Source organism: Streptomyces sp. NPDC029836, from assembly GCF_055574495.1.
Map to the genome: position 1 here is coordinate 189355 of NZ_JBVHZI010000003.1, position 24055 is coordinate 213409.

General features: G+C 71.4%; 15 protein-coding genes and 1 pseudogene. 9 read left to right on the top strand and 7 right to left on the bottom strand.

Annotated features, from left to right (window positions below):
- Window positions 1-36: 36 nt before the first annotated feature.
- The 3 genes from ACZ4XJ_RS11765 to ACZ4XJ_RS11775 are packed head-to-tail and all read left to right on the top strand — an operon-like array spanning window position 37 to window position 4184.
- Window positions 37-1146 carry a carboxylate-amine ligase gene (locus ACZ4XJ_RS11765; RefSeq protein ID WP_468496050.1) on the top strand — a complete coding sequence of 370 codons (1110 nt, stop codon included), beginning with the start codon at window positions 37-39 and terminating at the stop codon, window positions 1144-1146.
- 37 nt (window positions 1147-1183) lie between these two features.
- Window positions 1184-3664: a SpoIIE family protein phosphatase gene (locus ACZ4XJ_RS11770; RefSeq protein ID WP_468496051.1), complete on the top strand. Its 2481-nt coding sequence runs from the start codon at window positions 1184-1186 to the stop codon at window positions 3662-3664.
- A gap of 31 nt (window positions 3665-3695) precedes the next feature.
- Window positions 3696-4184 (top strand): DUF6328 family protein, encoded by a 489-nt coding sequence (locus tag ACZ4XJ_RS11775; protein WP_362876491.1) that lies wholly within the window; start codon window positions 3696-3698, stop codon window positions 4182-4184.
- Between the two features lie 14 nt (window positions 4185-4198).
- Here the strand turns inward: ACZ4XJ_RS11775 and ACZ4XJ_RS11780 are convergent, their stop codons facing one another.
- Window positions 4199-4810, bottom strand: coding sequence for a TetR/AcrR family transcriptional regulator (locus tag ACZ4XJ_RS11780; RefSeq protein WP_362876492.1), 612 nt, complete (start codon window positions 4808-4810; stop codon window positions 4199-4201).
- Window positions 4811-4897: 87 nt separating this feature from the next.
- The gene (locus ACZ4XJ_RS11785; RefSeq protein ID WP_468496276.1) at window positions 4898-6895 is read right to left on the bottom strand and encodes a galactose-binding domain-containing protein; all 1998 of its coding nucleotides are present in this window, start codon (window positions 6893-6895) and stop codon (window positions 4898-4900) included.
- A gap of 448 nt (window positions 6896-7343) precedes the next feature.
- On the opposite strand from ACZ4XJ_RS11785, the gene ACZ4XJ_RS11790 reads away from it, so the two are divergent.
- The 3 genes from ACZ4XJ_RS11790 (at window position 7344) to ACZ4XJ_RS11800 (ending at window position 11415) form a co-directional block, all read left to right on the top strand.
- Window positions 7344-8705 (top strand): lysine N(6)-hydroxylase/L-ornithine N(5)-oxygenase family protein, encoded by a 1362-nt coding sequence (locus ACZ4XJ_RS11790; protein WP_468496052.1) that lies wholly within the window; start codon window positions 7344-7346, stop codon window positions 8703-8705.
- Window positions 8706-8826: 121 nt separating this feature from the next.
- Window positions 8827-9825: an SMP-30/gluconolactonase/LRE family protein gene (locus tag ACZ4XJ_RS11795; protein ID WP_468496053.1), complete on the top strand. Its 999-nt coding sequence runs from the start codon at window positions 8827-8829 to the stop codon at window positions 9823-9825.
- Window positions 9826-9969: 144 nt separating this feature from the next.
- Complete coding sequence (locus ACZ4XJ_RS11800; RefSeq protein ID WP_468496054.1) at window positions 9970-11415, top strand: glyceraldehyde-3-phosphate dehydrogenase; 1446 nt, start codon at window positions 9970-9972, stop codon at window positions 11413-11415.
- Between the two features lie 110 nt (window positions 11416-11525).
- On the opposite strand, the gene ACZ4XJ_RS11805 is transcribed toward ACZ4XJ_RS11800, so the two are convergent.
- Complete coding sequence (locus tag ACZ4XJ_RS11805; protein WP_362876497.1) at window positions 11526-12176, bottom strand: hypothetical protein; 651 nt, start codon at window positions 12174-12176, stop codon at window positions 11526-11528.
- Between the two features lie 159 nt (window positions 12177-12335).
- Here ACZ4XJ_RS11805 and ACZ4XJ_RS11810 point away from each other — a divergent pair, with 159 nt between their 5' ends.
- Window positions 12336-14291, top strand: coding sequence for a flavin monoamine oxidase family protein (locus tag ACZ4XJ_RS11810; RefSeq protein ID WP_468496055.1), 1956 nt, complete (start codon window positions 12336-12338; stop codon window positions 14289-14291).
- Window positions 14292-14372: 81 nt separating this feature from the next.
- On the opposite strand, the gene ACZ4XJ_RS11815 is transcribed toward ACZ4XJ_RS11810, so the two are convergent.
- Window positions 14373-16307 (bottom strand): CASTOR/POLLUX-related putative ion channel, encoded by a 1935-nt coding sequence (locus ACZ4XJ_RS11815; protein WP_362876499.1) that lies wholly within the window; start codon window positions 16305-16307, stop codon window positions 14373-14375.
- A gap of 224 nt (window positions 16308-16531) precedes the next feature.
- Between ACZ4XJ_RS11815 and recQ the strand changes: the two genes are divergently transcribed.
- A complete protein-coding gene (gene recQ / locus ACZ4XJ_RS11820; protein WP_468496056.1) occupies window positions 16532-18595 on the top strand; it encodes a DNA helicase RecQ in 2064 nt (687 codons plus the stop codon).
- 80 nt (window positions 18596-18675) lie between these two features.
- Here recQ and ACZ4XJ_RS11825 read toward each other — a convergent pair whose 3' ends face one another.
- The gene (locus ACZ4XJ_RS11825; RefSeq protein WP_383989548.1) at window positions 18676-20142 is read right to left on the bottom strand and encodes an amino acid permease; all 1467 of its coding nucleotides are present in this window, start codon (window positions 20140-20142) and stop codon (window positions 18676-18678) included.
- Between the two features lie 1119 nt (window positions 20143-21261).
- On the opposite strand from ACZ4XJ_RS11825, the gene ACZ4XJ_RS11830 reads away from it, so the two are divergent.
- Window positions 21262-21726 (top strand): hypothetical protein, encoded by a 465-nt coding sequence (locus tag ACZ4XJ_RS11830; protein ID WP_468496057.1) that lies wholly within the window; start codon window positions 21262-21264, stop codon window positions 21724-21726.
- A 118-nt stretch (window positions 21727-21844) separates the two neighbouring features.
- Here ACZ4XJ_RS11830 and ACZ4XJ_RS11835 read toward each other — a convergent pair.
- Window positions 21845-23516 (bottom strand): annotated as a pseudogene (locus ACZ4XJ_RS11835) (ABC-F family ATP-binding cassette domain-containing protein).
- Between the two features lie 91 nt (window positions 23517-23607).
- Window positions 23608-23928: a hypothetical protein gene (locus ACZ4XJ_RS11840; RefSeq protein ID WP_362876504.1), complete on the bottom strand. Its 321-nt coding sequence runs from the start codon at window positions 23926-23928 to the stop codon at window positions 23608-23610.
- Window positions 23929-24055: the final 127 nt, after the last annotated feature.

Consider the following 24055-nt stretch of genomic DNA (forward strand, 5'->3'; position numbering starts at 1 on the left):
CTTCGGCGCGTTCTGCGCATTCGACAAGGAGATCCCGTGGACGTTCCGACCGTGGGAGTCGAGGAGGAGTACCTCCTCGTGGACCGGGGCACCAGGGCCCCGGTGAACCGGGGGCCGCAGGTGATCCGCGCGGCGGCCCGTGAGCTGGGCGAGCTGGTCCAGAGCGAGTTCTACGACGCCCAGGTGGAAATCTGCACGCGGCCCACCACCGACTGCGCGGACCTGCGCCGGCAGCTGTCGCTGCTGCGGGAGAGCACCACGCGCGCCGCCCGCGCCGCGGGCTGCCTGCCGGTGGCCTCCGGAGTGCCCGTGATCGCGCCGCTGGAGCCCCTGACGGTGACGGACGAGGAGCGCTACCGGCGCATGGCCCGCCGCTCCGCGCACCTGATCGACGGGTTCACCGCCGTCTGCGGCTGCCACATCCACGTCGGCACCCTGGACCGGCCGCGGGCCCTCGCCCTGGCGAGCCACATGCGGCCCTGGCTGCCCGTGCTCCAGTCCCTGACCGGGAACTCGCCCCTCATGGCGGGCCGCGACACCGGGCACGACAGCTGGCGCTCGGTCGCCTTCTCCTGCTGGCCGACGGTGGGACCGCCGCCCGTGGTCGACGAGGCGCGCTACCTGGCCCACGTCGACGGGCTCGTCGCCGCCGGAGTGCTGCTCGACCGCCGGATGCTCTACTGGTACGCCCGCCCCTCGGAGCACGTGCCGACGCTGGAGATCCGGGTCTCCGACGTCAACGCCGACCTGGACACCGTGATCCTCACCGTCGCCCTCGTACGGGGCCTGGCGGCCGTCCTGCTGGAGGACGTGGACGCCGGGGTGCCGCCCCCGACGGTTCCGCCGCACCGGCTGTGGGGTGCGCACGCCCTCGCGGCGCAGGGTGGCCTCGACGGCCCCGGCGCCGACCCGTGCGGCCGCGGACAGCTGCCCGCGGAGCTGCTCGTCGAACGGCTCCTGGACCGCGCGGCCCCCGGGCTGGCGGCGGCCGGGGACCTGGACCTGGCCCGGACCCTGTGGGAGGGGCTGCGCCGTCGGGGTACCGGCGCGAGCCGGCAGCGGGCCGTCCTCGCCGCCACCGGCAGCCTGACCGCCGTCGTCGACCGCCTCGCCGTGGCGCCGGTGGACGTTCCGCTGCCGTGCTGAACCGCCCCCACCGGCCTTCGCGTGCCATGCTCGAAGGATGAAGGGCGATCCCGCTTCTCCCGACGACGGCGCCGCACCCGAGGTCCTGGCGCTGGCCAGGATCGTGGCGAGGCTGCGGGCCGAGGCCGAGGCCGCGGAGGCGGTCGCCTCCACGGCGGCCGTCCTGGAACGGGCCAAGGGCGTGCTCATGGCGCGGTCCGGTGTGAGCGCCGACACGGCGTACGCGATGCTGCTGCGGCGCGCGGACCGGCGCGGGCGGACCCTGATGGAGGAGTGCTGGATCACCCTCGGAGGCCTGCGCACCCGCCCCGGCGCCTCCGCCGAAGCGCACGCCGGCCCCGCTGAGGGCACGCCGGGCGCGGCGCCGGACCCGTCGTCGTTCGACCCGGGGCGCCACCTCTCCCGGCCGGGCCGCACCGCCGGGGTACGACGTCCCCTGCTGGCCCGGCTCGCCGACGGCCTGGCCGGGGTGCACGGGGCCGACGAGGTCGCGGGGCTGCTGGTGGCCGTACTCGGCGGGGCCGAGGACGTCGACGCCGTGATGATCTACACCGCGGCGCCGGCCGGGGGCCTGGAACTGGCCGGCGCCGCCGGCATCAGCGAGGCCCTCGCCGAGCAGTGGCGGCACGTTCCGCCGCTGAGCGGGGTCGCCGCCATGGTCGCCCTCGCGGGACGCGAACCGGTCTGGCTGGAAGACCCCGCGCACGATGCCCAGCGCTACCACCTGATCGGGGACCCGCCCGAGCGCTGGCCCTCCCGTGCCTGGGTCCCGGTGTTCGCGGAGGGCCCCGCGACCGCCGCCGTCGGCTTCTTCCGGACCCGCCGGGCCCCGTTCACCACCGACACCCGGCTCCTGCTGCGGCGCGCCGCCCGGATGTGCGCGGGCCCGCTGCGCGACCTGCGCCGACCCGATGTCCCCGACCCGGCGGGAGAGGCGGACGTGGCCGCCGTCCAGCGGATCCTCGACGCGCTCTCCGGCGCGGTGATCCTCCTCACCCCGCTGCGGTCCGAGGCCGGGGAGGTGGAGGACTTCCGGATCGACGCGGCCGCCCCCGCCTCGGTGGACGTGGCCGGCCGGCGGGGCAAGGAGCTCGTGGGCCGCAGCGTCCTGGAGACGTACCCCACCGTCGCGGGCACCGACCTGTGGGAGGGGTACCTGGACACGTTGACCACCGGAACCGACTACGACGGTCCCTCCTTCACCTACCACGAGGTGACCTCCGGAGTCCCGCGCGAATCCTCGTACGCGGTGCGGGCGACCCGGCTGGGAGGCCGCCTGGTCGTGTCCTGGATCCGCCTCGACACCAGCGACCGGGAGGCCCGGAGGCCGGCCGACATGCAGCGGTTGGGGAACCTCGGCTGGGCGGACTGGGACCTGGTCACGAACACCATCAACTGGTCCGAACAGGTCTACGTCATCTTCGGCCGCGACCCCGCCGAGGGCCCCATGCCACTGGAGGAACTCCACCTGCACCTGGTGCCGGACGACCTGCCGCGCCTGGGCGGCGCCGTGCGCCGACTCCTCGGCGAGGGTCGGGCCGTCGACGAGCACTTCCGCGTCACCACCGCCGAGGGGATCCGCCACTTGCGGATCGTCGCCGAGGCCGGCACCGACGCGGCCGGTACCCCCGTCGAGGTGCACGGCTTCTTCCAGGACCTCTCGGCGCAGCGCGACGCCGAACTCGCCCTGCGCGAGAGCGAGCGCGCCGTCCTGGTCCAGCGCGGCATGCTCCAGGCCGAACGGATCCTCGCCGCCCGGCTCCAGCACGCGCTGCTACCCCTGCAGGAACAGTCCCTGGAGCTGGCCGGACTGTGCGTCGACGTCGCCTACCTGCCCTCCGACAGCGGGGTGAACGTCGGCGGCGACTGGTACAGCGCCATCGGACTTCCCGACGACAGCGCCCTCTTCGTCCTCGGGGACGTCGCCGGCCACGGCCTGGACGCCGTCGGAACGATGGCCCAACTGCGGTTCACCGCCAAGGGCATGATCGTCACCGGCTCGGAACTGCCCGATGCCCTGAGTCGGCTCAACAGCCTCCTGCTGCACACGGCCACCGATACGCACGGGGCCACCGCCACCATGATCATGGGGCGCTACCGGCCCTGGGACCGCCGGCTGACCTGGGTGCGGGCCGGACACCTGCCCCCCTTGCTGATCCGCGACGGCGACGCCGGCTTCCTGCCCCAACCCACGGGCGCCCTCCTCGGCGCCGACTTCGGCTCCGTCTACGAACAGACCGCCCTCGACCTGCGGCCCGACGACCACCTCCTGCTCTACACCGACGGGCTCGTGGAGGAGCCGGGGGAGGACATCGACCTCGGCCTGGCCCGGCTCGCCGCCACCGCCCGCCGACTCGTGGAGGAGGGCCACGGAGCGAGCCTGGCGCGCAGCCTGGCCGCGCTGCGCCCGGGGCACCGGGACGACATCTGCGTCATGGACCTCCACGTCCCGGCCGCGGACGACCCCGACCCGTGCGGCGACGAGAAGGCGCCGCATGGGCCCGCCCCCTGCGGGTAGGCGGCCCCTGACGCGGAGCGATGGAGGAGCAATGAGAAGAGCCGCCCCTGATGACGGCCGTAGTGAGAGCCCGGCGGAGCGCGCGGACCGGCAATGGGAGGAACTCGTACAGGAGATACGGGTCGCCCAGACCGGCGTGCAGATCCTGTTCGGATTCCTGCTGACCGTGGTGTTCACACCGCACTTCCAGGGACTGCAGCAGACCGACAAGACGCTGTACATCGTCACCGTCGTCCTCGGGTCCCTCGCGACCGGAGCGCTGATAGCGCCGGTCGTCTTCCACCGCATCGTCACGGGCCGCCACATGAAACCCCAGGCGGTCGCCTGGGCCTCCCGCCTCACCGCCGTCGGCCTCGTGCTGCTCTTCGCGACCCTGGTGGGCGCGCTCTTCCTGATCCTGCGGGTGGCCACCCACGACGCCTTCGTGCCCTGGCTCGTCAGCGGGGTCATCGCCTGGTACCTGCTGTGCTGGTTCGTCCTGCCGATGTGGGCGCGCTTCCACCACACCAAGGACGACTGACCGCCGCCGGTGCCTCAGGGGCCGCCCGGCGACCGGGGGACCATGAGCCCCGTGACGTGATCGGTGACCACGTCGAGTATCTCCTTGGTGGCCGTCTCGTCGCCGAGGACGAGCGCGTTGAGGGTCAACCCGTCGGTCATGGCGGCCAGATAGCGGGCCAACGCCGGCGCCGGCACCAACAGTTCGAGGTCCATGCCCTCGGCCAACCCGCCGATGAGTTCCTCGTACGTGGCGCGGTACAACTCGTACTGCCGGCGCGCCAGGTGCTCGAACCCGGGCTGGCGCAGGGCGTACTGGGTGAGTTCGTAGGTGAGCATGTGCTCACCGGGCTGCGCCGAGACGTGGTCCCAGTAGGCCTGGAAACCCGCCCGGACGGTCTCGCGCAGGGTGGACCGGGGCCGGATCGCCTCCTTCACCACGCCCACGTAGTGCGCGGTGATCGCCTCGATCACCGACTCCAGCAGCGCCTGCTTGGAGTCGAAGCAGTAGTGGAAGACGCTCAGTGACACGCCGGCCTCCGCCGCGATGGACCGGGTCGTGGTCCGGGCCACGCCGTCCCGGGTCATCGCGCGGATCGCCGCTTCGGTCAGTTGGCGGCGCCGGTCGGCCGACGGCATCCGGGCCATGGTGGTTCCTTCCGCTCGTTCGCAGGAGACGCACGGGCCGGCCGGATGTGATCCGGCCGGCCCGCTTCCTGGTCGGTGCTTCCGCCCTCAACTGCTGTAGACGCCGAACTCGCGCAGTGAATAGCCCCACTGGGTGGCTCGTTGGAGTCCTTGGACGCGCACGTGGCGCGCCGTCACACCGGAGAACCGGGCCGTGTCCAGGCCGCCGTCACCGGCGGTCGTCGACCAGACCTGCTGCCAGTTCACCCCGTCCGTGGAGACCTCGATGCGGTACGCCCTGCCGTACGCGCGCTCCCAGTCGAGGGTCACGCGCCCGACCCGGCTGGTGGAACCGAGGTCGACGCGCAGCCACTGGTCGTCGTTCCACTCGCTGGCCCATCGGGTGCCCGGGTTGCCGTCCACGGCCTGGCCCGCCGAGAAGTTCACGAACGGGTTCCACCATTCCGCGGACGAGGCCCCGGCGGACGCCCCGGCCGCGAGGTTGACCCCGCCCTTGTGCTTCTCGGAGTTGCCCCAGGTGGTCAGGTAGGACTCGGCGCCCTTGAACAGGTCGTCCACCACGTCCTGGCCGCCGACGAGGCGGACGTCCTCGATCCAGTCGGGCACCAGGCCGTAGTGCGCGGCGCCGTCCGTGTTCAGGTCCCAGGTCCGCTGCCCGGTGGTCTGCTTCTCGATGACGGACCCGCCGTCGGTGCTGCGGAAGGGATAGCGCACGGGATTGGGCGCGTCCGCGCCCCGCGGGCCCGGCCAGCCGCCGACGCCGTTCATGTCGGTGCCGTACCCGTAGCCGACGTCGTACTTGTCGCGCAGCGCCTTCGTCCGGTCGGCCTCGGAGCTGAACGCCTCGGAGCCGTTCATGTACTGGGCCACGAACCCGCCGAGCTTGTAGAGGCGCTCGGTCCAGTCGAGGTCCATCCAGCTGTGCGAGGAGATCACCCCGGAGTACGACTCGGACTCCAGGACGTCGAAGGCCCGTCCGGCGGCCTTGACGCTCATGTGGTCGATCTCCAGCATCATCTTGCGTTTCATCATGCCGCGCAGCGCGTACTCACCGAGGTCCGTCAGTCCGCGCGTGTTGCACTGCGCGTCGGCCGCGTACGAGGGGACGGCGACGCCCGCCGGGAGTTCCTTCTGCGCGGCCGGAGCCGCCGCCAGCCCAATGGGGTTGTCGTGCTGCGGGCCGGCGCACTTCTCGGTCTGCCAGAAGGTGCCGGTGGACAGGAACTGGCCCACGTTGATCGCCGTACCGAGGGCGCCCTGGTCGAAGCGGACCCCGCACAGCGCGTTGTCGAACTTGTGGCAGAGGAACATGCTGCGGATGCCGAGGCGGTGCAGTTCGTCCAGGCCGCGGTCGATGTCCTCCTTGCTGCACTGGGCGACGTCCAGGACCTGCTTGCAGCCGAACGGCTCGGAGGTCTCCACGCCCAGCACCACGGCGAGCTTGCCCTGCTGGACGACCTCACGGGCCTGCGCGGAATCGGTGACGATCCGGAACCAGCCCTTGCCCGGGCCGCCGTACATCTTGTCGACGAAGGCCTGCATGTCGTAGGTCTTCTGCGCCTCCAGCCGGATGGCGGTCATCTCGTCGCAGCCGCGGTCCTTGAAGAAGTAGACCGAGCAGATCACGCCGTTGGTGACGAGGTCGTTGACCAGCACCCGCTGGCCGCCGCGCCAGGCCCGCTCGACCCAGGCGTAGTAGTTCTGCTGGTGGGTGAGGGAGTCGTGGGCGGGCCAGTCCTTGAAGGTGGGCCAGCCGTTGGGGTCGTGCTTGCCGTCCCCGCCGTTGGTGATGTAGTCGAAGATCGCGAGCGAACCGTCCGGGTAGTGCTCCGGGCAGTCCTTGAGCGCGTCGGCGACGCCGAGGTCGGAGAACGGCTTGCCGCAGATGAGCCGGCCGCCGAAGCCCTCGTTGGACATCAGGTGGTCGTGCGCGTCGACGAATCCGCGCACCTTGCCCTGGGCGTCGGTCCCCTTGAAGGGTTCGCCGGTGACGTTGATGTCGGAGTCGGGAGCGGGCCGGGCCGTCGGGTTCCACCAGCCGGCGTCGGCCGAGGAACTGGGCACGGGCCCGAGCACCATGGCCATGACGGCGAGGAGCAACGACAGGACCGTGAGGGGGCTGCGCCTGTGGTGTGGCTGTCGGGTCAAGGTCATCACTCATGTCTTCGGTCGGCGGAGGGGCGGTCGGATCCCGGCATGAATTGTCATGCCCCGCACAAGCAGTGGGACGAGAATCGGCCCTGGTGCAACCGGAGTCAAGGGTCCGGGACGGATGACCTGATGGACCGTCGGATTCGGGCTGGGGTGGGAGTCCGGGTCGGTGGAGCGAGTCGTGTCCAAGTCTCGCAACAGGGCTTTCTGCGACGGGAGTTCGACCCGCCGAGGCGCGCGGTCGATCCGGTTTGTCCATCGACAATGACTTGAAGATCAGGTTAGCCTTCCCTAAGTATGCTCGGCCGCCGCTCCTTCGGCGCGCCTTGCCCACGGTTCCCCAACGCCCGGCAAGCGACTGCCCCGCACGATTGGGAGTGACATGTCAGAGGCTCATCCCGACGACGCGCCAGTGATCCACGACCTCATCGGAATCGGCTTCGGGCCGTCCAACGTGGCCATGGCCATAGCGCTCAGCGAGCACAACGCAGGCGTCGGACGGCAGGAGGCGGTCACAGCCCACTTCTTCGAGCGGCAGCCGCGGTTCGGCTGGCACCGGGGCATGTTGATCGACGACGCCACCATGCAGGTGTCCTTCCTCAAGGACCTGGTGACCCTGCGCAACCCGACCAGCGAATACAGCTTCCTCTGCTACCTCAAGAGCAAGGGACGGCTGATCGACTTCGTCAACCACAAGAACCTGTTCCCGCTGCGCGTCGAGTTCCACGACTACTTCGAGTGGGCCGCGGCCAAGGTCGACGACATGGTCTCGTACGGGTGCGAGGTCGTCGACGTGCGGCCCGTGGTGCGGGACGGCGTGATCGAGTACGTGGACGTCACCGCCCGCTCCGGAACCGAACGGCTGGTGCACCGCGCCCGCAACCTCGTCATCGGCACCGGCCTGCGGCCCCACCTACCGGAAGGCGTCGTACGGACGGAACGGGTCTGGCACAACTCGGACCTGCTGACCCGGGTGGAGGGGTTGGCGGACACCGACCCGACCCGCTTCATCGTGGTCGGCGCCGGCCAGAGCGCCGCGGAGAACGTGGCCTTCCTGCACCGCGCGTTCCCGCGCGCCGAGGTCTGCGCCGTCTTCTCCCGCTACGGGTACAGCCCCGCCGACGACAGCGGCTTCGCCAACCGGATCTTCGACCCGGCGGCGGTGGACGAGTACTTCACCGCCCCCGAGGCGATCAAGCGCAAACTGATCGAGTACCACGGGAACACCAACTACTCCGTCGTCGACGTCGACCTGATCGACGAGCTCTACCGCCAGGAGTACCAGGAGAAGGTCCTCGGCACCGAGCGGCTGCGCTTCCTCAAGGTGTCCCGGATCGCCGACGTCGTGGAGACCCCCGAGAAGGTCCGCACCACCGTCGAATCTCTGGTCACCGGGGCCCGGACGCCACTGGACGCCGACGTACTGGTCTACGCGACCGGATACCGGTCCGCCGACGGCCTCGGACTCCTCGGCGAGGCCGAGGCCTACTGCCTGCGTGACGACCGGGGCCGCGTCCGGGTGGAGCGGGACTACCGGGTGACGACCGACCCGGCGCTGCGCTGCGGCATCTACCTCCAGGGCGGTACCGAACACACCCACGGCATCACCTCGGCGCTGCTGTCGAACACCGCGGTACGGGTGGGGGAGATCCTCGACTCGATCATCACCCGGGCGGGCGGCCGGGGCCCGGTACGGGTGCCCGGACCCCGCCGGGCCGCCGACGAGATCGGCTCCGCCTTCTAGGCCGGCTCCTTCCGGGGGCGGGTGATTTCGGCCGCCGGGGCCGGGGCGGGGTGGTGCCGGGCGGGCGCGGCGCCGATACTGCGCCCGGCGGACCGGCCCGCCGACGACGGAGGGGATCCCGATGAGGTCGACCCGTACGGTGCGCACCGCCTTCCGGTGGCCGCGTCGTTCGCGCCGCCGCCCGGCGGGCGCACTCGTACCGGCGGTCGTCCTGGCCGCGGCCGTCGGCGTGCTCGCGCCGGGCCCGGCACACGCGGCTCCCGCGTGCGCCCCGGCCGGCCGGGCGGCCCCGCCCGTCCAGGTGGCGCAACTGCCCGACTGGGTCGAGTCGATCGCCGTCGACGCGCGGGGTCGGATGTTCGCCACCGCGTACTTCACGGGGCGCGTCCACCGCATCGGCGCCCCGGGCAGCGCCCCGGTCGCCCTCACCGGGAACATCGGCGCCAACGGCGGGATCGTGGTCCGGGCCGACGGCAAGCTCCTCGTCGGCACCGGCAACGACCTCGCGCACTCCCTCACCGGTGACCTCTTCCCCCGCTCCCAGCTCCTGCTGGTGGATCCGGATTCCGGCGCCGTCAGTACGTACGCCTCGGGCCTCGGCGGCATCGACGGGGTCGCCCTCGCCCCCGACGGCACCGTCTACACCACGACGCTGGGCGGCCGGAACATCGGCCGGGTCACCCCGGACGGGCGCGTGGACCCGGCCTGGGCGCGGGTTGCGCAGCCCAACGGGATCGCCGTCTCCGCGGATGGCTCCGAGGTGCTCGTCGTGCAGACCACGCTCGCGCCGGGCCTCTACCGCATCCCCGTCGCCGATCCTGACCGCCCCCGGCGCTGGATCTCCACCGGCCTCCTGGACGCCTTGGCGCTGCCCGACGGCCTCACCCTGGACGGCGCCGGCCGCCCGCTGATCTCCACCCACGCGTCCGGGCAGGTCTGGCGGGTCGAGGACGACCGCCCGTGCGCCGTCGCCTCGGGACTGCACCTCTCCACCCAGCTCACCTACGGGCGCGGCGACAGCGGCTTCGCGGCGGGCCGGCTGTACCGCGCGGGCGTCGACGGACGGATCCTGGAGGTGCCGGCGGGAGCCGAAGACCCCGCCGGCCCGCAGGCCCCGTAGAGCGGCACGAGAGCCTCCGCCGGAGATCCGCCGGAGGTCCGCTCCAGCGTCGATCCAGGCGGGCGGGGGCCGGGGTACCCCCTTGAGTGATCAAACGAACAAGGGGTTAGCATATGAGCGCCGCCTAGCTCGAAAGATAAACCTGTGACTGTCAAAGACGACTCGTTCACCAACTGGAAAAACCGCGAGGAGATCGCGGAATCGATGATCCCGATCATCGGGAAGCTGCACCGGGAACAGGACGTAACGATCCTGCTCCACAGCCGCTCCTTGGTGAACAAGTCGGTGGTCAGCATCCTGAAGACCCACCGGTTCGCCCGGCAGATCGCCGGCGAGGAGCTCTCGGTCACCGAGACCCTGCCGTTCCTCAAGGCCCTCGTCGCCCTCGATCTGGGCCCGTCCCAGATCGACCTCGGCATGCTGGCCGCGACGTACAAGACCGACGGCCGCGGCCTCTCGGTCGAGGCGTTCACCGCCGAAGCGGTCGCCGGCGCCACGGGCGCCAACAAGATCGAGCGCCGCGAGGGTCGCGACGTCGTCCTCTACGGCTTCGGCCGCATCGGCCGCCTCGTCGCCCGCCTCCTCATCGAGAAGGCCGGTTCGGGCAACGGGCTGCGCCTGCGCGCCATCGTCGTCCGTCAGGGCGGCGACCAGGACATCGTCAAGCGCGCCTCGCTGCTGCGCCGCGACTCCATCCACGGGCAGTTCCAGGGCACGATCACCGTGGACGAGGCGACCAGCACGATCTTCGCCAACGGCAACGCGATCAAGGTGATCTACGCCAACGACCCCTCCGAGGTCGACTACACGGCGTACGGCGTCAAGGACGCCATCCTCATCGACAACACGGGCAAGTGGCGCGACCGCGACGGTCTGTCGAAGCACCTGCGTCCGGGCATCGACAAGGTCGTCCTGACCGCCCCGGGCAAGGGCGACGTCCCGAACATCGTGCACGGCGTCAACCACGACACGATCAAGCCGGACGAGCAGATCCTGTCCTGCGCCTCCTGCACCACGAACGCGATCGTGCCGCCGCTGAAGGCCATGGACGACGAGTACGGCGTCCTGCGCGGTCACGTGGAGACCGTCCACTCGTTCACGAACGACCAGAACCTGCTGGACAACTACCACAAGGCCGACCGTCGTGGCCGGTCCGCGCCGCTGAACATGGTCATCACCGAGACCGGCGCCGCCTCCGCCGTCGCGAAGGCGCTGCCCGACCTCAAGGCGCCCATCACCGGCAGCTCGATCCGCGTCCCCGTCCCGGACGTCTCGATCGCCATCCTCAGCCTGCGCCTGGGCCGCGAGACCACCCGCGAGGAAGTCCTCGACTACCTCCGCGACGTCTCGCTGCACTCGCCGCTGAAGCGCCAGATCGACTTCACCACCGCGCCCGACGCCGTCTCCATGGACTTCGTCGGCTCGCGCCACGCCTCGATCGTCGACGCCGGTGCGACCAAGGTCGACGGGGACAACGCGATCCTCTACCTCTGGTACGACAACGAGTTCGGCTACTCGTGCCAGGTCATCCGCGTCGTCCAGCACGTCTCGGGCGTCGAGTACCCGACCTACCCGGTCCCGCAGGTCTGACCCGCAGGTCACCGACGAGCGCGGCTCCGCTGAAGTGAGAAGGCGCCCGCCCCGGCCACGAGCCCGGGGCGGGCGCCTCCTCGCGTCGTACGCCGGTCGCGTTCCGCGCCTCAGACGGTGACGCCGGCCCGCCGGGCCAACTCCAGGGCCGCGTCCGCGTCCAGCGCCCCGCCCTCCGGCCCGGTGCCCGCCGCCTTCAGGAGCGCGCCGACGACGTCCCCGTCCACCGTGCGCCGCTCGGCGTGCGCCGCGAACACGGACACCGCCTCCCGGACCGCCGGACCGCCCCGGGTGGCGTCGCCGAGCACGCACTCGGCCTCGTCGAGGAACTCCTCCACCGAGTCCGCCCAGGGGGCGGCCCCGTCCAGCCCGTCGCCCATTTCGTCCGCGCGGTAGTCGACGCGGTGCCAGGCGCCGTCCTCCCACCAGTAGACGAAACCGAACAGGTTCCCCGCGGCGTCGTCGCGCAGCCGCTCCCACGGCAGCCAGTCGGGCCCGCCGGCGAGGAAGTCCAGCGGTTCCGGGCCGACATGGGTGTAGCTGCCGTCCGCGTCCTGGCCGCAGAACACCGCCCGGTCGGGGCCGCACATCCGCAGGCGCCACCAGAACGAACCGCTGCCGTTCTCGCCCGAGACCCCGTCCTCGTCCAGCCAGTACTCCTCGTGATCGCCCCGTGCGGCGGCCAGCACGGCGAACGTCACGGCCCTCGCCCACAGTCGTCCGGCGGGATCGAGGTCCTCCGGCACGCTCGGTCTGCGCATGATGATCTCCTTTCGAACGATCACCCTCGCACAGGTGCCGGCCGCCGTGCGAAACTCCGTTCGTCAGCACCGCGGCCCGGGGATCACGTCCGGGTGGTTGTTGCCCCCACCGGGGGATTTCGGTGAACCTGGGCACCGACGGGCCGCAAGAGTTGCGTCATGATCAAGGAACCGCTTCCCACCCCCGAGCGCCCCGAACTCCCCGATGGGGCGCCGTCGGAGCCCGCCAACCGGCCCTCCCGACGCACCCTCATCGCAGGCGCCGCCGCCGTCGCGGGGGCGGGCGCGTTCACCGTCGCCGCCGCCTCCGCCGAGACCCCGCAGGCCCCTGCCGGGTCCGCGGGCCCCGACTGGGAGACCTGCCTGACCATCGCCCGGGCCGTCCTCGTACGCGACGAGGACGACCAGCCGCTGGTGCCCCGGTACGCGGACATCCTGTTGAAGAACGGCTTGCCCCGCTCCCGCAACCGCAAGAAGGTCCTGGTCGTCGGCGCGGGTCCCGCCGGACTGACCGCCGCGCACCTGCTGCGCCAGGCCGGCCACCAGGTCACCGTCATCGAGGCCAACGGGAACCGGGTGGGCGGCCGGATCAAGACCTTCCGCACCGGCGGGCACGAGAGCGCGCCCGCCCCGTTCGCCGATCCGAAGCAGTACGCCGAAGCCGGCGCGATGCGCATCCCCGACAGCCACCCGCTGGTCACCGGACTCATCGACAGCCTCGGGCTGAAGCGCCGCCGCTTCCACCTCGTCGACGTCGACGGATCGGGCCGCCCCGCCCACCGCACCTGGATCCACGTCAACGGCATCCGCGTCCGCCGGGCGGACTACGCGCGCGCCCCGCAGACGCTCAACCGCTCCTTCGGGGTGCCCGCCGCCCACGAGTCGCAGCCCGCCGCCCAGATCGTCCGGGCCGCGTTCGCGCCCGTGCGCAAGGAGATCGAGGGCAAGCAGGACAAGGCCCTCGTCGAGGGCTGGGCCCGCGTCTTCCAGCGCTACGGCCACATGTCGATGTACCGCTACCTGACCGAGGAGGCGAAGCTCGACGAGCGGACCATCGACCTCATCGGCACCGTCGAGAACCTCACCTCCCGGCTGCACCTCGCCTTCGTGCACAGCTTCATCGGCGCCTCCCTCATCAGCCCCGACACCGCCTTCTTCGAACTGCCCGGCGGGAGCGCCACGTTGGTCGACGCGCTGTACGGCCGGGTCAAGGACCTCGTCCGGCTCGACCGCCGCGCCACCCGGATCCGGCACGGCGAGCGCGAGGTGAGCATCGACACCGTGTCCGAGGGCCGCGACGGTCCGGTACGGCGCGAGACCTTCACCGGCGACACCGCGATCATCACCGTTCCCTTCTCCGGGCTGCGGCACATCGCCGTCGCCCCCGCCCTCTCGTACGGCAAGCGGCGCGCGGTCACCGAACTGCACTACGACGCCGCCACCAAGGTGCTCCTCGAATTCAGCCGCCGCTGGTGGGAGTTCGACGAAGCGGACTGGAAGCGCGAACTGGAGGCCATCAGGCCGGGTTTGTACCGGAACTACCAGATCGCCCGGACGCCCGAGGACGGCGCCCTGCTCGGAGCCCACCCCTCGGTGCCCAAGGGCCACATCTCCGACGCCCAGCGCGCCCACTACGCCGCCTGCCGCTCCACCGGCCGCGACCAGCCCGAGGCGGCCGGCGTGATCGGCGGCGGCTCGGCCACGGACCACCCGAACCGGTTCATGTTCCAGCCGTCCTACCCCGTCGAGGGCAGCCCCGGCGGAGTGATCCTCGCCTCCTACAGCTGGTCGGACGACGCCCTGAAGTGGGACTCCCTGGACGACGCGGAGCGCTACCCGCGCGCACTCGCCGGCGTCCAGGAGGTCTTCGGGCAGCGGATCGAGGTGTTCTACACCGGCGTCGGCCGCACCCAGTCCTGGATGCGCGACCCGTACGCGTACGGCGAGGCGTCCGTCCTGCTGCCCGGCCAGCACACCGAGCTCTTCCCGCACGTCCGCAGCGCGGAGGGCAGCCTCCACTTCGCCGGCTGCCACACCTCCGTCAAGCCCGCGTGGATCGAGGGCGCCCTCGAATCGGCCGTACGGACCGCCCTGGAGGTCCACTCGACCCCCTGACCGGGCGCCCGGACCCCACCGCCCGGAGCCGGCCCGCCCCCGCACGGGGCAGGCCGGCCCGTCCCCGCGGGGCCCGGTCCGTCAGCTCTCGGCGAGCACGATGACCCAGTCCCCCTCCGCGAACCGGACCGACTCCCGCTTGTCGGGGTTGATCCGCACCCCGTGGTCGGGGGCGGTCGCCGCCCGCGCCCGCAGCCGGTAGCCGATCGCGCACTCGCCCCGACGCCGGGCCGCCTCGACGACGGTGGCGAAGGCGACCTCGCGGCCGGTCCGGACGTAGTCCGCCACCGGCTTCAGGTACAGCTCGTTCCCCTCGGCCTCGAACAACTCCTCGAAGACCCCCGCGAGATGACGGTTCTCCGAGATCTGCGTCATCAACAGGCTGATCAGCCGGCCGCTCACGATGAAGTCGGCGCCGTCCCGCGCCGGTGCCAACAGCCGGTTCCCGTCGTCGGACATCTCGGTGGTCAGCGCGAGCTCCCGGCCCGAGGCCTCGGCGATGGCCCGCAGGTGCAGCAGCGTGACCAGCGTCCGGTCGTCCGTACGGGCATCGGCGCCGGCCGGCCCCTCCGCCGCGTGCGAGGACCCGCCGGGGCCCGCCACCCCCATCTCGCCGACGACGATCACGCTGTCGTACGCGGTGACGTCCAACTTGGCCAGCACCAACGGATCGGTGATGTCCCCGCTGTGGAAGGTGACGTCGAGGCGCCGACGGAGCGCCGTCACACCGAGCGCGCCGACCGCCGTGGGGTCCTCGCCGAGGGCCACGACGTCCAAGGTCGTCCCGGCGGTCACGTACTGGTCGAGCTGGTCCACGACGAGGGCCGCGCGGCGGTTCCAGCCGAGCAGGAGCAGCCGCTCGGTGGCCTGCGGGGCGCGCCGCGCCAGGACGACGGCCTCCTCGTCGACGCACGCGGACACGTCCGACTCCACCGCCGTGTCGTCGTCCCCCGTGACGACGATGATCAGGTCGCCCGGTTTGACCGGCCTCCCGCACTGCGGATTGAGCAGCACCCGTCCGTCCGCGCGCAGCAGACCGACCACGGAGGACGTCGCGAACCCCAGCAGGACCTCGCCGAAGGGGCGCCCGACGAAGTTCCCGGCGGGGACGGTGTAGAACTCGTCGCCCGCGAAGTCGAGGAGCTCCTGGTAGACGAGGGACAACCCGGGCTGGCGCGCGGTCTGGACGAGGAGCCGGGCGACGATGTCGTCGACGCACAGCACGTGCGCGCCGGGGCCCGCCGCCAGTCCGGCCGTCAGGTGGTTGCGGGTGTCGCGCACCGCGGCGACGACCACCGCGCCGCCCGGATCGGGGACGGCGGCCCCCAGCGCGAGGAGCGTCTTCACCACGTGCGAGTCGCCCTCCTCCCCACCGGCGGGCAGCACCAGCACGGCCTTCGCCGTCCCCGGACTCACGCGGCACAACTCCGTGGGGTCCGTGGTGCTGCCGTTGCGGCAGATGATCCGGGTCCGGCCGCGCTGCGGGACCCGGGTGATGATCTCGTCCTCCATCTCCACCTTGTCCTTCGGGGCGAGGAGGGCGACGGCGGAGCGGCGCTGGTTGGCGTTGGCCGTCACCAGCTCCTCGATCACCGGGAACACCTGGTCCGACCAGCCCAGCAGGACGGTGTGCCCGTGTTCCAGCACGGTGGAGTGGCCCCGGCGCAGCGCCAGCAGTCGCTCGTTGATGCCCGTGGTGATCAGGCTGACCAGGGTCGACACGAAGAGCAGCGCGACCAGCGCGAGCGTGACGGACGCCAGCACGTACACCGGGGAGCCGACGGCGCCGCCGATCTTCAGCGTCTGCCCGACGCTGACCCACACCGCCGTGAGCCGGTCGGACAGGGCGTCCGGGGGAGTGCGGTCGGACCAGACGAGGACCGCGCTGGCCGGGACCACGACGGCGAGACAGGCCACGGCGAACCAGCCGGTGAGCCGGGCCGTGCCCCCCGCGACCAGATTGTCGAACCGGTACCGGAACCACCGGCGCAGTGACGTCGTGTGCTGCTGCGTCACGCGGACTCCCGGAGCGTGAGACGTGCTGGTCGGACGGCTGCCCACCACCCGCGGCCCAGCGTAGGGACTCCCGCCGCCCGTTGCCGCCGAAGGGCGCCGACCTCACCCGGACGTATGAAGGCCGGGTTTCACATCCGTCGGACCCCGATCCGGCGGAGCGGGGTTTTCCACAGGCCCCTGGGGACGTGGACCGGGGTGTCGGCGGGTGCCGATAGGCTTCTCGGATGGCCCCTTCGGACCCTTCCCCCGAGACCTCGGACGCCCTGCAGGTACTGCACCGCGTCTTCGGATACAGCTCCTTCCGCGGCGAACAGCAGGAGATCATCGAGCAGGTCGTCAGCGGCGGCGACGCCCTCGTGCTGATGCCGACCGGCGGCGGCAAGTCGCTGTGCTACCAGATCCCCGCGCTGGTCAGAGACGGTACGGGCGTCGTGATCTCGCCGCTCATCGCGCTGATGCAGGACCAGGTGAACGCGCTCACCGCCCTCGGGGTCCGGGCCGGCTTCCTGAACTCCACGCAGGATGCGTACGAGCGGCAGGCCGTCGAGCGGGCCTTCCTCGCCGACGAACTCGACCTGCTCTACCTGGCTCCGGAACGGCTGCGCTCCGAGGGCACGCAGCGGCTCCTCGACCAGGGCAAGGTGTCGCTCTTCGCGATCGACGAGGCCCACTGCGTGGCCCAGTGGGGCCACGACTTCCGGCCCGACTACCTCGCGCTGTCCATGCTGCACGCCCGCTGGCCCAAGGTGCCGCGGATCGCGCTGACCGCGACGGCCACCGAGGCCACCCACGCCGAGATCGTGGCGCGGCTCGGGCTGGAGGAAGCGCGGCACTTCGTCGCCAGCTTCGACCGGCCGAACATCCAGTACCGGATCGTCGGCAAGGACAACCCGCACAAGCAACTGCTGGAACTGATCCGGACCGAGCACGAGGGGGACGCCGGGGTCGTCTACTGCCTCTCCCGGGCCTCGGTCGAGAAGACCGCCGCCTTCCTGGTGGAGCAGGGCATCGACGCCGTGGCGTACCACGCGGGCATGGACTCCCGCACGCGTGCGGAGAACCAGGCGCGCTTCCTGCGGGACGAGGGCGTCGTGGTGGTCGCCACCATCGCCTTCGGCATGGGCATCGACAAGCCGGACGTACGCTTCGTCGCCCACCTCGACCTGCCGAAGTCGGTCGAGGGTTACTACCAGGAGACGGGCCGCGCGGGTCGTGACGGCGAGCCGGCGACGGCGTGGCTGGCGTACGGGCTCCAGGACGTGGTCCAGCAGCGCAAGCTCATCGAAGGCTCCGAGGGCGACGAGGCGCACCGCCGGTCGCTGGGCATGCACCTCGACGCGATGCTCGCGCTGTGCGAGACCGTCGACTGCCGTCGGACGCGGCTGCTCGCCTACTTCGGGCAGTCGGGCGAGGCGTGCGGCAACTGCGACACGTGCCTGACTCCGGCCGAGTCCTGGGACGGGACGGTGGCCGCGCAGAAACTGCTGTCCACGGTGTGGCGGCTGGCGAAGGAACGCCGCCAGAAGTTCGGCGCCGGCCAGATCATCGACATCCTGCAGGGCAAGAAGACGGCCAAGGTCATCCAGTTCGACCACGACGGGCTGTCCGTCTTCGGCGTCGGCTCCGACCTGGGCACCGCGGAGTGGCGGGGCGTCGTTCGTCAACTGCTGGCGCAGCGGTTGCTCGCGGTGGAGGGCGACTACGGCACGCTCGTGCTGACCGACGAGAGCGGCGAGGTCCTCGGCGGCCGCCGCAGCGTCTCGATGCGCAAGGAGAAGGCGCCCGCCCCAGCGGCCCGCAAGCAGTCCGGCTCGCGCTCGGGCAAGGGCGCCCGGGTGCCGGTCGACCTGCCGGCCGAAGCCGAGCCGGTCTTCCTCGCCCTGCGCGCCTGGCGGGCCGAGACGGCCCGCGAGCAGGGCGTACCGGCGTACGTCGTCTTCCACGACGCGACGCTGCGGGAGATCGCGACGCGGCTCCCCGGCACGGTGGAGGAACTCGGCACCATCGGCGGCGTCGGCGAGGCCAAGCTGACCAAGTACGCCCAGGGCGTCCTCGACACCTTGGCGGAGGTCGCCGCCGGTGGTGGTAGTGGTGGCGGTGAAGGTGGTGGCGGTGCGGCCCCGGTGGCCGGCGGCAAGGCCCCGGCTCAGGCCCCGGCCGCCGCTGGGGTGGCGGGCGCCGCGGCTCCCGCCGCGTTGCTCGCGGCGGAGGAGCCCCCGGCTCCGTACCCCGACGAGCCGCCCTTCGACCCCGAGGAGATCGACCCGCCCTGGGACGACTGGGAGTAGGCGCCGGGCACGCCCCGGGGAGGCGAAACGGGTGCGTACCAGCCGGGGAGGCCGGTACGCACCCGTCGCCGTGCGCGGGGTCAGGAGCGGGTGCGCTCCGCCTCACGCTGGGCCGGGACGTTGGCCCGCGCCGCGACCTGCGGGTTGCGGGACTTGAGCACCGCCCAGCCGATCGACAGGCAGACCGCCCAGCCGGCGCCCACGTACAGGGACACGCGGCTGTCCGGGTCGATGGCGATCAGCACGGTGACCATCAGCAGGAAGGCCACGGCGATCCAGCTGCACAGGGTGCCGCCCGGCGCGGGGAAGGAGGAGGCGGGCAGCCGGCCGGCGACCACCTCGCGGCGGTAGCGGATGTGGCTGATCAGGATCATCATCCAGGTCCAGATGCCGGCCGCGGTCGCGACCGACATCACGTACCCGAACGCCTTCTCCGGGACCACGTAGTTCAGCACCACGCCGATGCCCATCAGGGCGGCGGAGAGGGTGATCGCGACGGCCGGGGTCTTGGTGGAGCTCAACCGGCCGAGCAGCTTGGGGGCCTCGGAGTTGGCGGCGAGGTCGCGCAGCATGCGGCCGGTGGAGTACATGCCGGAGTTGCAGGACGACAGGGCCGCGGTCAGGACCACGAAGTTGACGATCGCCGCACCGGCGGGAATGCCGATCTTCGCGAAGGCCGCCACGAAGGGGCTGACCCCCGGCTCGAACTCGGTCCACTTGACGACCATCAGGATCACGCTGAGCGCGCCGACGTAGAAGACGATGATGCGCCACGGCAGGGTGTTGATCGCCTTGGGGAGGGTCTTCTCCGGGTTCTCGGACTCGCCCGCGGTGACGCCGACGAGCTCGACGGCCAGGTAGGCGAACATGACGCCCTGCAGGGTCATCAGGCTGGAGCCGACGCCCTTGGGGAAGATGCCGTCGAACGCCCAGAGGTTGGACACGGCGGCGGTGTCACCGGCCGCGCTGAACCCGAAGGTCACGACGCCGATGCCGATCACGATCATGCCGATCAGGGCGGTGACCTTGACCATCGAGAACCAGAACTCGATCTCGCCGAAGATCTTCACCGAGATCAGGTTGGCGATGTACAGGACCACCAGGAAGACCAGGGCCGTCACCCATTGCGGGACGTCCGGGAACCAGTAGTGCACGTATATCGCCGCGGCCGTCAGCTCGGCCATGCCGGTGACCACCCACATGAGCCAGTACGTCCAGCCGGTCACGAACCCGAAGAACGGGCTGAGGAACTCACGGGCGTACTCCGCGAACGAGCCCGAGACGGGCCGGTACAGGAGTAGTTCGCCGAGCGCCCTCATGATGAAGAAGACGATCACACCGGCGAGGGCGTACATGAGGATGAGGCTGGGGCCGGCCTTCGCGATGTTCGCGCCGGCTCCGAGGAAGAGACCGACGCCGATGGCGCCACCGATGGCGATCATCTGGACCTGGCGACTGCCGAGCCCGCGCTCGTAGCCCTCCTCGGGCGTACTGCCCGCGGTCGCGTCGTCGTCTCCGCGGTGCTGTTCAACCTGCGTCGAGGTCATGCTGTGGTGCGCCTTTCCGCTCCATGCCGAACCGCGCCGTCCTCGGCCGCGGATCGGATTCCGATCCCCCGGATGGTGATGGAGTTGCTACCGGCGGTCGGCCGGCTCCAGCGCCTCTGCGCGGACGTGGGTGGTCCGGCAGACGGTCGTGAAGATGTACCACGGTGCTCGGCCGAAAACCGTGGTGTACATCACGGGCATAACGCCCATAGGGCTGCGATCAGGCCGAAAGACCCGGGAGCGGTCACGCGATCGTTATCCGGATCTGAGGGTTTGCTGAGCGAACACGCGCTGACATCGAGGCAATGCGTGTCATGCGCCACGGCGCCCCGAGGTGCGACCCGGCCATGGAGCGTGCGCCGACCGCCATTGAAAGGGCCACGGGCGCCCCGCCGTGCGACGGCGGGGATGCGGTCTCGGAGGTCTCCGCAGGCGAGAACGCGCCGCCCCGCTCCCACGGGTATGCGTCCCCCATTTCCGGGCCGATCGGAACAGGCCGCATACGTCTTAAACTCGGTTATTTGCGAGCACGTTTGACCGGCTCGTCCATTTCTCTGTGTCGACCTGTGACGTTTCCCCGCTTTGCGGTTGGGTACGGTTGCGTGGCCGCACGGGGCGGAATATGGCATTACCGTCGCGCCCGTTCCGGTCCGCCCGACGCAGCGGGCCGGTCCCACCGAACTCGGTACCCGCCCTGCCCAAGTGCGTAAGGACGGCGAGGCCGTCCAGAAGGGCTTCGTTGGCCGTCAGATCCACACCACGACCGTGGTGCCGGGCCGCGCGGTGAGGATCTCATCGGTGAGGCCACCAAGGCGGCGAACACCGCCACCAAAGCGGTCGGCAAAGCCGTCGCGGCCGCCAAGTTCCTGGGCACGGGCGCCGTACAGGCGACCGCGACGGACAATCGCGTCGCGGTCGCCCGCGTACTGAACGAGAACCCCGGCCCCGCGGTGAAGAAGGCGGCGAACGCGGCGCTGGACGCCGGGACGGCCGACTCCCTGTACGAGTTCCTCAGCGCCGGCTTCCAGAAGGCGCTGGAGGAGGACGACGCGGTGGCCACCGCGACGCTCCTCAGGACCGGAGGTCCAGAAGGCGGCCGAGGAAGCCCAGGCCGCCAAGGTGGCCGGTGCCAACCAGTGCGACTCCACCGCCTACGACACCGTCAAGGGCGGCGGCTCCACCGTAGGGGACGCGAAGTGGTGGGCCGACTACCTGCACAAGGCCGGCATGATCGCCGGCTTCGTGGGGGTGGGCGTCGGAATCGTCGGAATCGGTGTGGGGATCCTCTTCCCTCCGGCCGGTGCGCTGATCATGGCCGCGGGTCTCGGTATCGGCATCGGCGGCGCCATGCTCGACGCGGCCAGCGCGGTCTTCTACGGGATCGGCTACGGCTGGACGAGCAACGAGTTCAAGAAGCAGGCCGGAATCGCCGCCCTCGGTGCCCTCACGATCGGTGCGTCCGGAGCGATCGGCATCGCCGCGAAGGGGGTCTCGAAGGGCAGCCATCTCGTTGCCGAGGTTTCCGAGGTCGCCCACGAGGCCGTATCGCCGATCGTCAGCTGGCTGAGCTCCAAGGGCCACTGACACGGCTGACGGGCGGCCCATCCCCGAAACGGGCCGCCCGGTGGGGCGTCGGCATCACCGGGTCAGCCGCCCCGGTGATGCCGTGCACCCCGATAGGTCGCACCGGCCCGGGCCCGGCTCAGCGGGTTCGGGCCACGCGGCGTTCGTCCCACACCGGTTCCGCGGTCTCCCGGACCACGCCGTCCGAGCCGAAGACCAGGTAGCGGTCGAAGCTCCGCGCGAACCAGCGGTCGTGCGTGACGGCGAGGACCGTGCCCTCGTAGGCGTCCAGGCCGTCCTGGAGCGCCTCCGCCGACTCCAGGTCGAGGTTGTCGGTCGGCTCGTCCAACAGGAGGGCCGTCGTCCTCCAGGTCGAGGTTGTCGGTCGGCTCGTCCAACAGGAGGGCCGTCGTCCCGGCCAACTCCAGGAGCAGGATCTGGAAGCGCGCCTGTTGGCCGCCGGACAGCCGCTCGAAGGGCTGGTCGCCCTGACGTTCCAGCTCGTACCGGCGCAGTACGGACATGGCGCCGCCCCGGTCCCTGGCGTGCTCCGTCCACAGGATGTCGACGAGGGTGCGTCCGAGCAGCTCGGGGTGGGCGTGGGTCTGCGCGAAGTGGCCCGGCACGACCCTCGCGCCCAGCTTCCACCGTCCGGAGTGCGCCACCGACGGGTCCCCGGCGAGCAGCCGCAGGAAGTGGGACTTGCCGGAACCGTTCGATCCGAGGACGGCGACCCTTTCGCCGTAGAAGACTTCCAACGAGAACGGCTTCATCAACCCGGTCAGCTCGACCTCCTCGCAGGTCACCGCCCGTACACCGGTACGTCCGCCGCGCAGGCGCATCGTGATCTCCTGCTCGCGCGGTGGCTCGGGCGGCGGGCCGGCCTCCTCGAACTTCCGCAGCCGGGTCTGGGCCGCGTGATAGCGGGAGGCCATGACGTCGCTGCGCGCCGCGTACTGCTGCATGTCCGCCACGAGCTTCTTCAGCTGTGCGTGCTTCTCGTCCCAGCGGCGCCTCAACTCCTCGAAGCGGGCGAAGCGTTCGCGGCGCCCCTCGTGGAAGGTGACGAAGCCGCCACCGTGCACCCACACGTCCGAGCCCGCGGGGCCCGGCTCCACCGCGACGATCTTCTGCGCGACGCGGGCCAGCAACTCCCGGTCGTGCGAGACGAACAGGACGGTCTTGCGGGTCTCCTTGAGCTTCTCCTCCAGCCAGCGCTTGCCCGGCACGTCGAGGTAGTTGTCCGGCTCGTCGAGCAACAGGACCTCGTCGGGGCCGCGCAGCAGCGCCTCCAGGACCAGCCGCTTCTGCTCCCCGCCGGACAGGGTCCGCACCTGCCGGAACTGTGCCTTCTCGTACGGCACGCCGAGCGCCGCCGTGGTGCACATGTCCCAGACGGTCTCCGCCTCGTAGCCGCGCGCCTCCGCCCAGTCGCTGAGCGCCTGCGCGTACCGCATCTGGGCGTTCTCGTCGTCGACCGTCATGATCAGGTGCTCGGCCGCGTCCACACCGGCCGCCGCGGCCCTGATCCGCGGCTGCGCGACGGAGACGAGCAGGTCGCGCACGGTCCGCTCGTCCCGTACGGATCCGACGAACTGCTGCATCACGCCGAGCCCACCGCTGACGACGACCGTGCCACCGTGCGGCTGGAGTTCACCGGAGATCAACCGCAGCAGCGTCGTCTTGCCGGCGCCGTTGGCGCCGACCAGGGCGACCACGGCGCCCTCCCCGACGCGGAAGGACACGTCGCCGAGCAACACCCGTCCGTCCGGCAGGTAGTACTGCAGGTGTGCCGCCTCAACATGTCCCATGCGTCAGCATTCTTCGCACCGGCCGCACGATCGGCAACGCATTTCCGCCCCGGCGGACGGGACCGGACCGGACCGGACCGGGACCGGACCGTCACCTGCCGTCCGGATCCCCGCCCCCGTCCGCGTCCGTCCCGGTATCCGACGCCGGCCGCGGATCCGCCGCGGCACGATCGAGCCTGACCTCCCGCAAGTACGCGAGGGCCTGACCGCGGGGTACCTGGCCCAGGAGGCGGTGCTCGTGGTGACCGCGGCGGGCCTCGTTGCGCGCGTTCACCAGCGCCTCGGCCCGCAGGACCAGCAGGCCGACGAACGCCAGGCCGGCGACCACCCACCAGGGGGCGCGGGCCAGTACGCCCAGGGTCGTCGTCAACAGGGCGCCGAAGGGGACGAGAAGGCTTGAGGCGGACGTCATGGAGAACTCCTCCTGCGACAGGGCGCGGATGATGGCCCACGAACGCGCGGGTTCGGCTGATCCGCCAACAAATGCTTCGAACCCGGCGGTTGGCCGTACGCGCGGCGTCCCGATGGCCAAGATGAAT

Excerpts from the sequence above, each read along its gene's own strand:
- ACZ4XJ_RS11770 (WP_468496051.1), top strand. The coding sequence starts at position 1,184 with ATGAAGGGCGATCCCGCTTCTCCCGACGACGGCGCCGCACCCGAGGTC.
- ACZ4XJ_RS11775 (WP_362876491.1), top strand. The coding sequence starts at position 3,696 with ATGAGAAGAGCCGCCCCTGATGACGGCCGTAGTGAGAGCCCGGCGGAG.
- ACZ4XJ_RS11780 (WP_362876492.1), bottom strand. The coding sequence starts at position 4,810 with ATGGCCCGGATGCCGTCGGCCGACCGGCGCCGCCAACTGACCGAAGCG.
- ACZ4XJ_RS11785 (WP_468496276.1), bottom strand. The coding sequence starts at position 6,895 with ATGGCCATGGTGCTCGGGCCCGTGCCCAGTTCCTCGGCCGACGCCGGC.
- ACZ4XJ_RS11790 (WP_468496052.1), top strand. The coding sequence starts at position 7,344 with ATGTCAGAGGCTCATCCCGACGACGCGCCAGTGATCCACGACCTCATC.
- ACZ4XJ_RS11795 (WP_468496053.1), top strand. The coding sequence starts at position 8,827 with ATGAGGTCGACCCGTACGGTGCGCACCGCCTTCCGGTGGCCGCGTCGT.
- ACZ4XJ_RS11805 (WP_362876497.1), bottom strand. The coding sequence starts at position 12,176 with ATGCGCAGACCGAGCGTGCCGGAGGACCTCGATCCCGCCGGACGACTG.
- ACZ4XJ_RS11810 (WP_468496055.1), top strand. The coding sequence starts at position 12,336 with ATGATCAAGGAACCGCTTCCCACCCCCGAGCGCCCCGAACTCCCCGAT.
- recQ (WP_468496056.1), top strand. The coding sequence starts at position 16,532 with ATGGCCCCTTCGGACCCTTCCCCCGAGACCTCGGACGCCCTGCAGGTA.
- ACZ4XJ_RS11825 (WP_383989548.1), bottom strand. The coding sequence starts at position 20,142 with ATGACCTCGACGCAGGTTGAACAGCACCGCGGAGACGACGACGCGACC.
- ACZ4XJ_RS11840 (WP_362876504.1), bottom strand. The coding sequence starts at position 23,928 with ATGACGTCCGCCTCAAGCCTTCTCGTCCCCTTCGGCGCCCTGTTGACG.